This window comes from Ornithinibacillus scapharcae TW25, assembly GCF_000190475.1.
In the GTDB taxonomy this organism is placed as follows: domain Bacteria; phylum Bacillota; class Bacilli; order Bacillales; family Amphibacillaceae; genus Ornithinibacillus; species Ornithinibacillus scapharcae.
The window spans coordinates 131,497-147,540 of the sequence record NZ_AEWH01000024.1; the positions used below are offsets into that span (position 1 = coordinate 131,497).

Here is a 16,044-nt window from a genome sequence, read left to right on the forward strand (position 1 = left end):
AGGAAAAAGTCCTAGCTAGCTGCGGTTTAAAAACGATATCAACATCGAGATTAAGCATGATATTGATTCACAGAGGTGAAAAAAATGGAGATTATCAATAATAGATATAGGCTAAAAGAATTAGTAAACCAAGAGATGCATGTAACAACCTACACCGCCTATGACATGCGCGATGATAATAAAGTCATTCTTCTAAATATATTAAATTCAGAATACTTACCGGAATCATTGATTGACTTTTTTATCAATCGTTTTCTTGATATTAAGGACTTAGCTAGTAAAAGTATTATACGAAATTATAGCTTTAATGCTGTTTCTTACATAGATAATAAAATACAGCAAGCAGAAAGACAGTATTTTTATACTACGGAATATATAACTGGTACAGAAGATTTATTTCAATATACTCAGAACAAAAGTTTCCGTGAAATAATGGATTGCTTTATAGACTTGAGTACAGCCGTTCACTACCTCCACTTAAAGGGGTTTATTTATGGTGCTTTAAATCGCGAAACGATACGTGTTAGCACTTTGGATTCTGATGTACAGATCTTATTAAAAGATGTTGCGACTGTAAAGATGGAACGAATGAATCATTCCGAGAGATTGGAGGATTCGGTATTTAGGTCACCAAAGGTCTTAGCAGGAATGCCTGATAACGAAGAGTCAGATATATATTCACTTGGTGTGATCTTAGTGGCAATGCTAAGCGGAAACTCGGCATTGCGAAATCCTAGGGCAGAAATAGCAGTATTAGCTGAAAAACATCCTGAAGCAAAACCGCTTATTCCAATTTTGGAACGGATACTGGAGACGGAAAATACAACTGGATATGAAAATTTATATGAATTAATCGTGGATCTAAATGTAGCACTAAATACTGAATATTCAATTGTTAAAATGGATGAATTCCCTGGGCTAAATCTTAATACCAAGCTTGTGGGAAGAGATAATAAGGTAAAAGAAATATTTAAGGCATACGAAAAGATGGTCTCTTATCAACCAGGTAAACGAATCTTCTTTGTGCAAGGTCCGAATGGTATTGGTAAGACTCGTTTTTTACAGGAGGTTAATTTCCTCTTTGAATTAAGCCAAGCTAGCGTTTATTCCAGCTACAGTCTAAGTAATCTAACCGATGGTAGTAAAGATATGTGGATTGATATATTACGCAGGCTGATTATGGAGACGGATACCAGTACGGTAGAGAAATACAACAAAGAATTAGTGAAATATTTCCCGGAATTGGCTGATAAAAGTTTTGCCTCTTCCGCAAACTACATGAGCGAGACGAATACAAAGTACCGTTTATTAAACCGAATCGCCGGTTTTATTAGTGAGAGTATTCAGGACAGACCGGCAGTTATAATTGTTGATAATATTCATTTAGCAGATGACTTCACAATCGATACGTTTCATTATTTATGTACGGAAGTATTAGAGAACACGAACCTCTCTATCATCTTTTCATGTGATGACAGTGAAATCACATCGAACTCCGTTTCGTCAGATTTTATTGTCAATATGAAGCGCCGTGCTGATTCGGAAACGATACGTTTAGAACCCTTAGATGAGAAACAAACGGGTGAAATGATTCAAAGTATATTATCCATCTCCTTTACTCCAAGGAATATTTCTAGACGAATATATCGTCAGTCATACGGAAATCCACTTTTCATTACAGAAATAATGAAAGACTTATATAGTCGCCACATTATTTTTGTAGGAGAAGAGACTGGTAAATGGCAGATCGATTTACCTGAAGATGATAAGAACTATAATTTGTTGGAGCTTCCAAACAGTGTGGAACATGCTCTTGTTAACCAGTTGAAGGATTTAGAACCTACTAGTATTGAAATATTAATGAGTATCTCCTTGTTCTCGAAGCCAGTTTCAACTGAAATGATCGAAAGTTTAGTAAGGGCAAATGAGAACCTAGAAGATAATTTAGGAGAATTGGTTAGTAAAGGTGTACTACAACGACTAATTGATGATAGTTCCTATTTATATGATTTTCGTAGTAGAGTTCTAAAGAATATTGTTTACGATAGAATTGAAGACTCGGAGAAAGCGAAAAAACATAAAAAAGCAGCTGAATTATTAGAAGAGAAGATTGATATTGAGTATGCACCTAATTTAGATGAACTGATTCTGCATTATGTGAAAGCGAATGATCGGGAAAAAGCAAGATCCTATTATTTGTTAAATGCAGAAAAGTTAAAAGCCGCTCGAAATACAAAAGCGCAAATCGAAAACCTAAGGAGTGCATTAGATTTTACTCCAGAAATTGAGAGTACAAAACTACTCATTGAAATTGGTATTTTGCTTTCTGATATTGGAGATGTTCAACTCGCAACTGAACATCTAGAAAAAGCAGAGCGTTTAGCGATAGAAAAAGATGAACACGAACATATCATAAAAGCTTATTTAAACCTCGCTAATGTAAAAATATCATCATACGAGAATGATAAAGCAGAAGTGTACATCGCAAAATTAGAAAAAGAACTTGAAATCCATGATAATGAAGAAGCTAGACTTGAATTGAAGCGGATGAAGGCTCTAATTCTATTAGATACGAATCACATCTCCGAGGCTAGAGAAGCTTTTGAAGAAGTAATTGAAGAATGTGGAGACCGTTACCCTAAAGTAAAAGGTAACGCGTACAGAACCTTAGGGTTTATTTATATGTATTTAGGAAGAGCAGAACAGGCACTAGAAGTTTATCATAAGTCTATTGAGGTATTGGAGCAAATAAATAATACAAGAGGTGTTCTGTTAGGTCTTAATAATATTGGTGCAGTGTATGCGGATGTCTATGAAGACTTCGATAAGGCAATGGAGTATCACCTCCAGGTTAAGAACCTTAGTGAAGAATATGGAATCTATACAAGTGAAGTATTTGGCCTAATCAATATCGCAGAGTCTTATTTAAATAAATATGACTTTGATACGGCATTCGAGCATTTTCATCATGCCTATACAAAAGCAGAACGATATCACATGGCTTCCGAGACATTTATGATAAATAACTTCCTCACGCAGGTAAGTTTGGAACGGGACCATTATACTGATGCCATTTTATACTATGACAAACTGAGAATGGAGTTTGAGGAAAACCCAATAAAAGGGTTTGATGTTGGAGAATACTACACTTCTTGTGCGAAGTTATATTACAAGCTAGGGAATTACGAGAAAGCTGATTACTTTTATAAAAAGGTTATTGAATTCCACAGTGAGCATGAGAATCTATTGAAGTATATTGCTACTGTAAAAGTGTTAATCAATGAATTGCGACAGCCAAATAGGGATATGACGTCGATGTTAACGGAACAAATATTAACTGTCACAGAGAAAATCACAAATAAGTCAGCTAATATTGAAAACTTGTGTGAGGCAATCATCATTCTGAGCTATAAGCGAGAATATGAAGATGCGACAACTCTTCTAAGAAAAGTAGAAGAATATATACATGATGAAGCACCACATCGATTAAAAGCTATTTATATGCATGCAAAAGGTGCCGTTGAGTTTGGGGTAAATCGAGATAATGCGATTTGCTATTTAGAAGAAAGCTTGGAGTTAGCGAAAAGGTCAACGAGTAAAGAACTGACATCTCGTATATCTGCTGACTTAGGTGATTGTTACTTTATTTTTGAGAAATATTATGAAGCTGCCAACTATTATTTAGAAAGCTGTGAAGGAATTAAGAATTTGATTCGTCAGTTGCCGGATGAATATAAGCTCAATTTTATTAATGGTCGTGACTTTTCCAAAGGCTTCTATCGTTTAGGTGAAATATGGAAGTGGATGGTTACAAATGGTGATGTGACAATTGACCAAGAAGTATCAACTAGTAAAGTACAAACGCTAGATGAGTTAGAAAAAATTATGCATACTGACCAAGTGAGTGCATTCATTGGACATCAGGCGTTTATGGATTATATCAGTAATCAATACATGGACAAACTATCTAATAATATATTACATCGTGGTGATATTATTAGAAATTTAGAAAGCGATGTATTAAAGAATTTAGATATGCTTGGAAAGTTCCTCGCTGGAAGACTTCTTGCAACGAAGGGGTATATTATTGCAGAAAAGAGAGGTCAGGAATTAGTGCTGCTTTCATCTACAGATGGTAGCAAAAAGCTGCCTGATAATTTACCAATCATTAACAGGGTACGTGCAACATTGAAACCAGCTCTCATTACAGCAAATATGGTCGATGATAAGGTTGATTTCCATTTGCTAGCAAATGATCAAAAGGCAATCATGTGTATTCCAATTGTGAAGAAGCTCGATTCTGAAGATAATGTTATCAACTTTGGTTACATTTATTTAGAAACGGATAGAATTGTAAATAACTTCAGTGAGGTTGGTTTAGAAATAAGCCAGGAATTGATTAATCTATTGGTACTACTATTGGAAAAACGTCAATTAAAAATATCTGCTTCTATTGATAAACTAACTGGAGCACTAACTAGGAAGTATTTGGAGGATGCGTTACAGAATACACTTGATGTATCCAGAAGAAATCGAAAAGATTTTAGTGTTATCATGTTTGACCTTGATAAATTCAAAGGTGTAAACGATCGTTATGGCCACCAAATAGGCGACCAAATTTTAAGAGATGTTTCTACTGTTATTCTGAACAATATAGATGGTATTGGTACGTTAGGACGTTATGGTGGAGAAGAGTTTATTATAATCCTTCCATCTGTGGAAATGGATGAAGCTCATGTGATTGCAGAAAAATTAAGGACCACCGTGCAAGAGCAAAAACTTTTAGGAGACAAGCAAGAAGTTACCTTAAGTATGGGGATTGCATCTTATCCGGAGCACGGCCAAACGGTTAGAGAAATCATTTTAAAGGCAGACCAAGCGTTATATATCGCTAAAGAAAAGGGGCGTAACAATTCTCAAATTTGGCAGAAGGATTTTGAGAATAAAGTAAAACCAGCCAATAGATTAACCGGTATTGTCTCTGGCGATGAAATCCGGGATTCTAGAAATGTTCTAGCATTAGTTGAACTTATTCAACTAACGAACAAAAATCTACCATTAGAAGATAAATTTTATCAGTTTATTGGTAGAATAATAGAAATTATCGAAGCGCAATATGGTTATATCTTACTTACTGATGGGATTACGGTCGTTGATGCCTTTGGTAGAAAATCTCAAGAAGAAGATTGGATTCATGAAGCTAACTATAATAAGGAGCTTGTTGAATCTGTTATCAGTGATGGACAAGGAGTCTATACAATTGACTGGGATCAAACCGATAAGATTAATATGGTGAATGGATTACCAGATTGGGATTCGGTTATTGCAGCTCCAGTAACAACAAATGGACGTGTAAAGGGTGTTATGTACCTTTCTGTTCCTGCTCGAGTGAAGGAATTTGGAGCAGACGAACTAAATGTATTGAATATTTATAGTGAATTAATGGCCAGTATTATATAATATAAATAGAGGGAATAATGAATATATTTTCTGCGCAAATAGCTATAAATATTGAAATTGATAATAAACACTAGTAAAGCCATATAGAAGAGTACATCATTGGGGCAATTGAAAGGAATATGTGGCTCTATTATGTCGTAATTGTTTTTATCGAATAGCTATTCGTTTTACGGATAGCTATTTTTTTAGTAGATAGAATAGTTTTTATTACCGGGGGACATCTAATCATGAAAACTTATGGGGGTGGGAATCGTGGAAGTCATCGATAATCGTTATCGTCTACTGGAGTTATTGGAACAAAGTGAATATGTATCCACTTACTTAGCGATTGATATGCTGGAGGGTAATAGGTATATCCAATTATATCTATTAAAATCAGAATATACTCCGGAACCGTTAGTGGATTTCTATCGACAACAGTATATACCGATTACCAATTTAGATAGTAAGTTAATAGCAAGAAACTATCATTTCGGTAAAGTATCATTTACTGACAATAAAGTTCAAACTGACAATATATTTTTTTACACTGCTGAACACAACACACGTAGAGAATCGTTTCTTTCCTTTATCGGAAAGTTGACTCCTGAAGAGGTAATTGATAAATTCATCGAGCTTTGTACCGCTGTACATTATTTACATGTAAACGGCTTTGTCTATGGTGCAATCAATCCTCATACCATTCATGTTGTAGAAGATGGAGATAATGCATTCCTACAGTTAAAAGATCTTGCCACTGTTGAATTAGAAAAGTATACCCGTAACAATATCGACTATTCTAATTTTATATTACCAAGAGCACTAGTCAATGATAACTATGATATAGAAGCTGACATGTTTGCGTTGGGGACTATTTTACTATGGATGTTAAATAAGGAAACCTCTTTTACCTCCCCGTCGGAGGTGCTTTATAAGATTGAGAATGAAGTCAAGGTGGGAGGAAAGTACTCCGTTCTCTTTAAGGAAATTCTCCCTATCATTGGGAAACTTATTTCTACTGAAGGTGTATATCCATATCATTCCGTTCATGAAATGATAGTGGAACTTGCTAATACTCTAGGGAGAGAGATTTCCATTTTGAACTTAGAAACGATGGATAGGCTTCATTTCTTTACCAAACATATTGGAAGGGATATGGAAAAAGAAATAATCTTACGAAACGTGAAGAATTTGATCGACTTTCAGACCGGGAAGCGTACTTTTTTCATCCATGGTGAAAATGGAATCGGGAAGACTCGGTTCCTTCAGGAAATGGAGTTTCTATTATCCCTTGAAAAAGTCAAGGTGTTTGCTAGCTATCAACTAAAACCATCTGGAAGTGGTAAGCAATTATGGCTTGATATTATTCAAAAGCTTATGAGCTATGCTGATCAAAATGTGATAAGAAAGTATCGGACAGAACTTTTGACGTATTTTCCAGAATTAGATCGAAGAGAAGCCATTACTTCACATGATTATTTATTAGAGGGGAACTACAAGTACCGTATACTGAATCGGATTTCATCCTTCATTCAGGAATGTATTCGTGGAAATACAGCGGTTATGATCATTGATGATCTTCACTTAGCAGATGGATTTACTCTAGAATTATTACGTTATCTAAGCACGAATATCGTTCATCATAACAATTTAATGTTCATATTATCTGGGGAAGTACGTGAAGATAGTGTAAATACTGTTTTTCTAGAGAATATAGAACTATTAAAGATGCGTACGGATGCTAGTGTGATTCGATTAAATCCTTTAACGAAAGAAGAGACGGCTCAGTTTATCAAACATATTCTTTCTTTGTCCTATAAACCTATTAAACTAACAGAAAAAATCTACTCACGTTCTTATGGAAATCCGTTGGTTATCCAAGAGTTTATAAAGGACTTGTATGTTCGTAACATATTAAAGGTTTCGCCTAATAGTGGAATGTGGAGTGTTCAACTTTCGACATTAAATTATGATTCACTCGATATTCCAGATAGTATAGAACAAGCACTACGTAATCAACTGAATGAACTATCGAAACATCAGATTGAATTAATGAAGGCTGTTGCTATCTTTCATAGACCAATTCCTATTGAAAGAATAGCTACATTTCTATCATTAGAGAAATCAATAGTCGAGCAGACGATAGAGGAACTAATTAAGAAAGGTATATTTCAGCGATTGGTATCGGATAACGGCTACTTTTATGAATTCCAAAATAAAATGTTGAAGCAGATTGCTTATGAGGGGATAGTTTCAGAAGATAGAATAAAGATGCACCACAATGCAGCGATAATTCTAGAGAATGAAAAAGAAATAAAAGTAGATGAACTAATTTATCATTATGAAGGTGCTGAGGATAAGCAAAAATGTAGGAAGCTTTATTTAGAAATCGCCAACGATTTACATGAAAGGCATGAATTAAAAACCGAGATTCAGTATTTAGAAAAGGCCGTAATGATAATCGTAGATAAAACGGAACAAATCCAGTTGTACATGAAGATTGGAGAATTGTGTTCGGAGATTAACGAAATGACCAAGGCTACCCAATCGTATGAAACAGCAAGTAAATTAGCATTAGAAATAGACGATCAAGTACATATCATGAAGGTTAATTTAGCATTAGCCGCACTGCATGCTGCATTATATCAATTTGATCATGTAAAACGATATCTACAGAAAGTAGAGAAAGCAGAAGACTTCTCTAATCCTGAGTTTAAACTAGAATATAAACGGCTTCAAGCATTCTTGCTCAATATGGAAAATCAACCTGACGAGGCTTCGGTAATACTTGAGGAAATTATTCAAGAAAGCGAATCGCCTAAAATCACAGCAAATAGCTATATGCTACTAGGATTCTCTAGTATACAACATAATAAAACAGAGGCTGCTATCAATTATTATAAGAAGGCTATTGAACTAATTGAGACAACTGGATATATGAAGGGATACCTAGGTGCACTCAATAATATAGGAGTTATATATCAAGCCTATCTTTCAGAGTTTGATACTGCAAGAGAATATTTTCTAAGGGTTCGAGACTTGAGTGAGGAATATGGAATATTTGAAACCGAAATCCGTGCCGTTTCAAGCATCGGAAATATTTATTGTGATTCCCATGACTTCAAAGAAGCATATAATCATTTTAAGTACGCTTTACAAAAGGCTGAGTTTAGTAGTTCTACATGGGTTAAGAATCATCTTTATAATTTATTAAGCTATGTGTGTGCAGAAATGAGTAATTACAAGGAAGCATTTTCATACTATGATGAAATCGTTGACCTTAAGAAAAAGGGTATTCTTAGTGAGCTGGAAACCTTTGATTTCTATAAAACTAGTATGAACCTTTTCCAACTAATTGGTGATCATGAATTAGCTAACAGCTTTAGCCAAAAGGTACTAGAATTTCATCACGGTAGGGATAATATTTACACTTATACTGCAAAGGCATTTGAGATTATTAATCGATTAAGAGTATCAAGCATAGAAAAAATTACCGAATTGAGTGCAGAATTCTTTGATCTAATTTTGAAAATACCCCGTAGGCAATTAAATGTAAAGTTGTTGACGAAGGCAGCAATTGTCTTACTGGAAGAAGGTAATTATGAAGTAGCGAATCTCTTTATTAAAAAGCTTGAAGCTTTTCTAGATGATGATATTCCTGACAATTTAAGAGCAGAATATTATTACTTACTAGGCATGAAAAAGAATAATGAGGATTCTATCCAATTATTGTTACAAAGCCTAAGTCTAGCTAAAAATGCCGCTAATCGTGAATTAACGGCAAAAACTTTATTATTACTTGGTGATTATGCTTTCCAGGTAGGGAAGTTTTATAATGCTGCAAATTATTATTTAGAAGGAACTGAATTAGTAAAGTTATTATTACAGGAATTACCAGATGATTATCATCTTACATATGTTAATAGTCATCGATTTGTAAGAGGTTTTGTCCGTTTAGAACGGATTCACGAATGGTTAATAGGGGACCAAGTTGAATTTGTTAACCTGGATAATCTTGCCCATCACGTATTTTCATGGACCGAACTCTCTAATGCACTTCAGAACAAATATGTAAATGCTTTTATGGAGCATGAGAAATTTATAGAGCATATTAGTGATCAACATATGAAGAGGTATTCTGACAATATCCGTAACTCTAGTGACGTCTTATTGCATGTTACTTCAAATACGATGAAGAACATTGAAATAGTACTTCGTTACTTTACAGGTATTACACTTGCCACTAAGGGACTCATATTAATGGAAAATCAGCTATCCGAATTAGAGGTATTACTATCTACGGATGGGAGGCGAGAAATTCCTACCAATCACAATCTGATTAATCGTGTTCGACAAACAAGGGAAGTACTTTTAATAGACAAAAAGGTTAACAACGATAGAAGTAACCTCATTTCAAAAGAATTACAGGCTGTCTTGTATATTCCAATTATTCAAATGCAAGGTACAACTCATAAGCATAGAGCTGTCCTTGGATATATTTATTTGGAAACGGATCAACTTATCCATAATTTTAATACGCTTGGAATAGCGAAGTGTGACGAACTAATGGGATTCCTTGCCGCAATGCTCGAGAAGCATCAATTGAAGCTATCTGCAACCATTGATAAACTAACAGGAACATTGACCAGAAAGTATTTGGATGATGCTCTTCAGGAAATCTTTGAATTCTCAAGAGAATCAAGTGAACCATTTTCAATTATCATGTATGACCTGGACCGATTTAAACAGGTAAACGACCGATTTGGTCACCAAATTGGAGATAATATGCTAAGCAAGGTATCCTCTCTCGTTACGAACAGCTTAGATGAAGCACAAATAATTGGTCGATATGGTGGAGAGGAATTTATCATCATTTTACCTTCTTTGGAGGCGGAAGAAACAAAAAGGTTTGCAGAGGAGTTACGGGTGAAAATAGCTTCAAAGAAATTACTAGGCGATAAATTCGAGATAACCGTAAGTATGGGGATAGCTTCTTACCCAAAACAAGGTCAGACTGTGAAAGAACTCATTGAAAAGGCAGACCAGGCATTATATGTAGCAAAAGAAAGAGGGCGAAATAATTCGCTAATTTGGCAAGAGGATTTCCAAGTAAAGGCCAAGCCCCAAAATAAACTGTCTGGTATATTAACTGGTGATGATATTAAGGATTCTCGTAATGTACTGGCAATGGTTGAATTACTACAGCTACATCGTAAGAATTTATCACTAGAGGAGAAAATATACCATTTCCTTGGTCGGATTATCGAAATTAGTGAGGCCCAAATAGGGTATTTATTGATTCAGCAAGGTAATGATCAAAAAATCTATGGTAGAAGAGCACAAGGTGAAGATTGGCTAGCGGAAATAAAAGTAGATATGGAAATAGTAAATTCCATCTTATTAGAAGAGCGGGGTCTCTATATGATTACCTTGGATAGAGAAGACCAAAATTCTAATAGGAATGGCTTACCAGAATGGATCTCCATTCTAGCAGTTCCAATTATGACTGATGGAATTGTCCGAGGAGCAATCTACCTGACAACTCCAACGAGAATCAAAGAGTTTGGTGCCGATGACCTAAATATGTTAAACATATATAGTAATATTTTCGGTAGTATGTAAAAAGACGCCTATCACTTTCAGACTTTGTCGTTAGTGATAGGTGTCTTTCCACTCGGTTTACAAGACCTGTTCGATTACATACCCTTCTTCCTCTAATATGGAACGGATATGTGGTTCCATGATTAAATGTAGTGCTCCTACAATAACAAAATAAGTTTCTCCACTATCCTCTTCTAAAAAGCTAGCGATTTTTTCTGCCATTTTATAGTTTCTATTATCATTTAATGCTTCCATGTAAGCCTGTTCCTCAGGTGTAGGATCTACGTCTTCTGCTGTTAAATAGGTTAGCAATTCATCCGCATCTCCTGCCTTATATAATTCAAACATTTCCGTCATTTGTTGTTCATATTCTTCAAGCTCTATTAACGATTCTTTTAGCATTTCAATTTGGAATTCATCTGATGTGTCTGCGAAGACTGATAACTGCTCTTCTACTGTTTCCAGTCCTATTACTTCTTTTTGATCCTGTTCAGCACGGTCAAGGAAGTAAAAATCAACGCCATCGATGTAGCCTAACTCTTCCGTCATTAATTGTTGGATTAATGTAGAATGGAACCAAGGTTGATACGTAGCAAACATATCCATGGACATTCCTAGCTCTTCATATACTGTAGCAACCTCTTGGTAAAGTTCCTCCGAGATATGCTCATCAATAGTTGAACCATCCGGATACATAGCAAAGTCCATATAGGTTGCTTGCATATCAAACATATTAATATTATTGAAATCAATCTCGGGAACAATAATATCTGCGTTCGCATAAGCCTCTTCAATCTTTTGGTTTAACGGGAAGAAATCCTCTGTTGCAAGATGAATGGTCCCTTGTAAGTAAACAGTGGTATCACCATTCTCTACTTTCCATAGATACCCACCTGGTCCATCTGGATCGCCTTTAACCTCTACCTCAACCTTCGTATGGATAGTTATTTCTTTTTCTTCAAGTGCTGCAAGGTCATCTGCATCATAAGGGTTTCCAGCGATGTTTACTTCTTTGAGGCTATCCATCCCCTCTAATGGTGATAAATCCTCAATCTTATTTTGTTGGATGTGAAGCTTTGTGACACCGTCTAAATATTCCAGACCTTCAATTGATTTTATCCGTTTATTTGCTAAATCTAATTCCGTAATTTCTCGTAAGTCTTCCTGAAGTATATCTCCATCTGGCTGTGATATTGCATCGCGAATGGCTTTTTCTAGCTGATAATCTGAAAAGATTACGGCATCTTCATTTTGACATGCTACTAGAAGTATCAGAAATAAAAATAAAGCGATACCCTGAATAATACGTTTCATCTTAACTCCCCCATTGCTGCCTTTAACTAACAGTATTTTCCACCACTATATCAAAATGTAACAGGAAAGGGCAACAATCATCTTGTAAAAATTCTGTAATTTCTCTTTGGTAAAAATTGTCCTGAGCTAGTTCATTGTTTAGGAGATTGATATACGATAGAATCTTACATTGGGCATTATTCTATATTTTTAGGAGATGAAAGATTTGAAAGGTATTTTTCAACATAAAGCCTCTGTAATCGGTATCGCAGTGTTCTGTTCGATACTATGGGGCAGTGCATTTCCTGTTCTAAAGGTTAGCTATGAAGAGCTACAGATGGCACAAACTGATATCATCGCAAAAATAGTATTTGCTGGTGGTCGCTTTTTATTGGCAGGAATATTAGTATTACTGTTCTTATTAGTGAGTAATCGAAGACAGATTCGCGTAACAGGAAAGCAGTTTTTCGTTCTATTCATACTAGGGATAGTACAAACATCGTTACAATATTTCTTTTTCTATAATGGGTTAGCAAATGTTTCCGGTATGCAGGGAGCAATTCTTAACTCTGCAGGTACATTTTTCACTGTAATCCTAGCTCACTTTTATTACCGAAGTGATCGCATGAATTGGAAGAAAATCGTTGGCCTAGTTGCAGGATTTACGGGGATAATTGTCGCCAACTGGGGTCAGGAATTACAAATTAGTTTTCAATGGGACGGAGAAGGATATATGATTCTCTCGGGACTTACTGCAGCTGTTGCAACAATTATGGCAAAAGAACTGGCAACTGGAATCCATCCGTTTGCCATTACAGGTTGGCAATTGTCCTTAGGTGGAACAATTATGTTAGTAATTGGGTTACCTTTCCTACAAGAGGGAGCGATAACCTTCACACCGTTTGGTTGGGGATTATTTATCTATTCGGCATTGCTATCCTCTGTGGCATTTGCGCTTTGGTATTCATTATTGAAATATAATAACGCTGGGGAACTAAGCATGTACAAGTTTATTGTACCAGTGTCTGGTGCTGTTATGTCAGCGATGTTTATACCTGGAGAAGTTCTGAATGGATTTATATATGCTGCAATTTTATTAGTTGCTTTAGGGATAATTATTGTAAATTATCATGGAAAAGTACGTAGTCGTGAAGGTTAAGTTTTAATACTTGATAAATAGCATATCATCTTGTTGATATGCTATTTTCTATTTAAAGAGGCAACAGCAACACTATTTCAACCGTTTTAGTCCGACTAGTAATTCAGGGGAACAATAGCAGTTGACAAGCATTGAAATAAAATATAGAATATTTTAAAAATATATAAAACAAAACACTATGAGTAGGAGTATTAAGGAAGAGTTATTGTTCAGAGAGCTGTCGGTAGGTGCAAGACAGTCAGGTAACCTCCCCAACTCGCCTATGAGTGGATAGATTGATATGTAAATCTATACGGGTAACTTCCGTAAACAAGTCCAAGATGTTTCATTTTTATGAAGTGAAACAAGAAGAGTGGTACCACGATAAATAGCCCTATCGTCTCTTTATGAGATGCTAGGGCTATTTATAATAGCTAGGAAAAATACTGAAATCTTTCTTGTCTACTTAAGAAATTTTATTTAAGGGGGATGTCACTAATGAGTGAAGCCATCTTTTACGAAAGCATGGGAGGATAGTATCCTGTCCACTAGTACATATAAACAATGGAGAGAGCCGATACATAAGGCAGAGAAAGAAATAGCAAAGAGAACAGCGTATTTTAAAATGCTCGACCCATTTGAACAGATGCGTAGTTTTGCTCCTAAACCATTATTAATGATTAACGGTGATCAAGATACTGACTCACTATTCCTATATTCTTTAGAACTCTATAAAATGTTGTTACCATTATATAGTAGACATCCCGAGAAACTAAGTCTAAGCATGCCCTTCGTTGATCACCAATTTAATTATCATATGAAGCTAGAAGCCTGTATGTGGTTTGAAAAACACCTAAGTTTAGACTAAGGGTCTATTCATTATTAGTAGGAGGGAGAGAGTTTTGAATCATAAAATTGTATCAAAAGGCGCTAATCTATTTAATGCGAGAGTAAATAGATTAATTGGTGGATTCTCGAACAATGTTTTTGAGTGTCATCAGAATGACGACGTTATTATTCTAAAATACTATCATGGTGCGACAAATCATAAAGAATCAATTCTAGCGGAGTTAGACTGGATAAAGTATCTACATCAATCAGGAGTAAATGTAACGGCTCCCCTCCCGTCTGTTAATGGAAATTTTATCGAGATAATTAATGACATTCATAACGAAGAATTTTACGTAACGGCATTTGAAAAGGCAAAAGGTTCTCTTGTGGAGACATCCAATAGCGATGTTTGGAACACGGAATTATTTTATTGTTGGGGAAAAACACTTGGAAGAATACATTCTTTATCTAAAACTTATAGGCCTTCTGATGAGGGGATCAAGAAAGAGTGGAATAATGGCATATTATATTCTGCAAATATCGGCGGTGTTAGTAAGAAGATTATTAAAGCTTTGAGTAGCTATATTAATGAAATGAATAAGTTTCCAACGGACACAGATAGTTATGGAATGATCCATCATGATCTCCATCATCAAAATTTCTATATAAATGGTAAAGACATAGTTTTATTTGACTTTGGCGATTGTGAATACCATTGGTTTGCATATGATATAGCAATTGTTATCTATCATGCGGTACAAACCATCAATCAGAAAAACACACAAGGAAGAAAGGAATTCGCTATCCGCTTTAGTAAATCATTTTTACAAGGTTATGCTACAGAAAATCGTTTAGATGAATACTGGATATCAAAGATTCCATTTTTCTTAAATTATAGGCAGGTATACTCTTATATTTATCTTGTTAATTTCCTGGGTAAAGAGCAAAAAAGTAATAACAGAGTTAAAGATGTTCTTGAGGGCATGAAGACTAGGATATAGAATGATATTCCCTATTTAGAAATAGAGTTTATGACTATTTTCGGTAATAAATGAAGGTGAATGGAGTGAGTAGATATGGAAAACACATTGGAAATGAGAACGGATGCAACTTATTCATTAAATTTTTTGATCTATATCCAAAATATTTTCCTCAATCAAGTTCAAAGCGGAGATGAACGAAAATTCCCTTATATGCCAACCATTTATGGATTTCGAGATGACTTTGAAGTCCGTTTTAGAGAATTGTGGGATGAAGCATCAAGAAGAATCTCCGAAAACTCAAGGAATGACCTAACCATCTTCTACGATGAGAATGAGTTATTTTATCAGATGTTTTTCGTAGAAAGTGAGGATACACGAAATGAATTTAATCAAATTCATCAATCCTATCTAGTTTGGTGGGATAGTTTTGCGGGGCGTTTTTCCATTGAGAGGTCATTCGATGAACAAGGTCAAAAAATCTACTATGATATAGCTGAAATTCTTCTCCAAAAGGGAATAATACCACAAAAACGACTAGAAATTAGTCTGATTTATGATGATTGTATGTTAAGTGATACAAAGGCATCTTCTTATTTTGCTGTGATTTCTATCCGTGATAGTTATCTGAAATACGAGGGGTTAATTCAAGCGTTAGTCCTATGTATGGATTAGGTTTAAAGCTCCACCTAATCCCAAAATAATTAGTTGTATATCAATACTCCTATATAAGAATTGATAATGGAAACGAAACTTTATTCA

Annotated in this window: 7 protein-coding genes and 1 other annotated feature; of the genes, 6 read left to right on the forward strand and 1 reads right to left on the reverse strand. The window is 35.1% G+C overall.

Translation table 11 applies throughout. The features are described from left to right. Positions 1-84 precede the first annotated feature (84 nt). Positions 85-5,460, forward strand: a complete 5,376-nt coding sequence (locus G5W_RS0106880; RefSeq protein ID WP_010095316.1) for a diguanylate cyclase — start codon at positions 85-87, stop codon at positions 5,458-5,460. A 252-nt stretch (positions 5,461-5,712) separates the two neighbouring features. After that, positions 5,713-11,061, forward strand: a complete 5,349-nt coding sequence (locus tag G5W_RS0106885) for a diguanylate cyclase (RefSeq protein ID WP_010095317.1) — start codon at positions 5,713-5,715, stop codon at positions 11,059-11,061. A gap of 57 nt (positions 11,062-11,118) precedes the next feature. Here the strand turns inward: G5W_RS0106885 and G5W_RS0106890 are convergent, their stop codons facing one another. Beyond that, on the reverse strand, positions 11,119-12,354 hold the full coding sequence (locus G5W_RS0106890; protein WP_010095319.1) for a TraB/GumN family protein: 1,236 nt from the start codon (positions 12,352-12,354) through the stop codon (positions 11,119-11,121). A 196-nt stretch (positions 12,355-12,550) separates the two neighbouring features. On the opposite strand from G5W_RS0106890, the gene G5W_RS0106895 reads away from it, so the two are divergent. The 4 genes from G5W_RS0106895 (at position 12,551) to G5W_RS0106910 (ending at position 15,957) form a co-directional block, all read left to right on the forward strand. Continuing rightward, a complete protein-coding gene (locus G5W_RS0106895) occupies positions 12,551-13,492 on the forward strand; it encodes a DMT family transporter (RefSeq protein WP_420178212.1) in 942 nt (313 codons plus the stop codon). Positions 13,493-13,661: 169 nt separating this feature from the next. After that, positions 13,662-13,879, forward strand: a binding site (T-box leader). Between the two features lie 94 nt (positions 13,880-13,973). Continuing rightward, positions 13,974-14,339 carry a hypothetical protein gene (locus G5W_RS20630; RefSeq protein ID WP_010095322.1) on the forward strand — a complete coding sequence of 122 codons (366 nt, stop codon included), beginning with the start codon at positions 13,974-13,976 and terminating at the stop codon, positions 14,337-14,339. Positions 14,340-14,373: 34 nt separating this feature from the next. After that, complete coding sequence (locus G5W_RS0106905; RefSeq protein ID WP_010095323.1) at positions 14,374-15,303, forward strand: phosphotransferase enzyme family protein; 930 nt, start codon at positions 14,374-14,376, stop codon at positions 15,301-15,303. A gap of 75 nt (positions 15,304-15,378) precedes the next feature. Then, positions 15,379-15,957, forward strand: coding sequence for a hypothetical protein (locus G5W_RS0106910; RefSeq protein WP_010095324.1), 579 nt, complete (start codon positions 15,379-15,381; stop codon positions 15,955-15,957). Positions 15,958-16,044: the final 87 nt, after the last annotated feature.

Bases quoted from the DNA above. Each gene is read 5' to 3' on its own strand.
- G5W_RS0106910 (WP_010095324.1), top strand. From the start codon at position 15,379: ATGGAAAACACATTGGAAATGAGAACGGATGCAACTTATTCATTAAAT.
- G5W_RS0106890 (WP_010095319.1), bottom strand. From the start codon at position 12,354: ATGAAACGTATTATTCAGGGTATCGCTTTATTTTTATTTCTGATACTT.
- G5W_RS0106895 (WP_420178212.1), top strand. From the start codon at position 12,551: ATGAAAGATTTGAAAGGTATTTTTCAACATAAAGCCTCTGTAATCGGT.
- G5W_RS0106880 (WP_010095316.1), top strand. From the start codon at position 85: ATGGAGATTATCAATAATAGATATAGGCTAAAAGAATTAGTAAACCAA.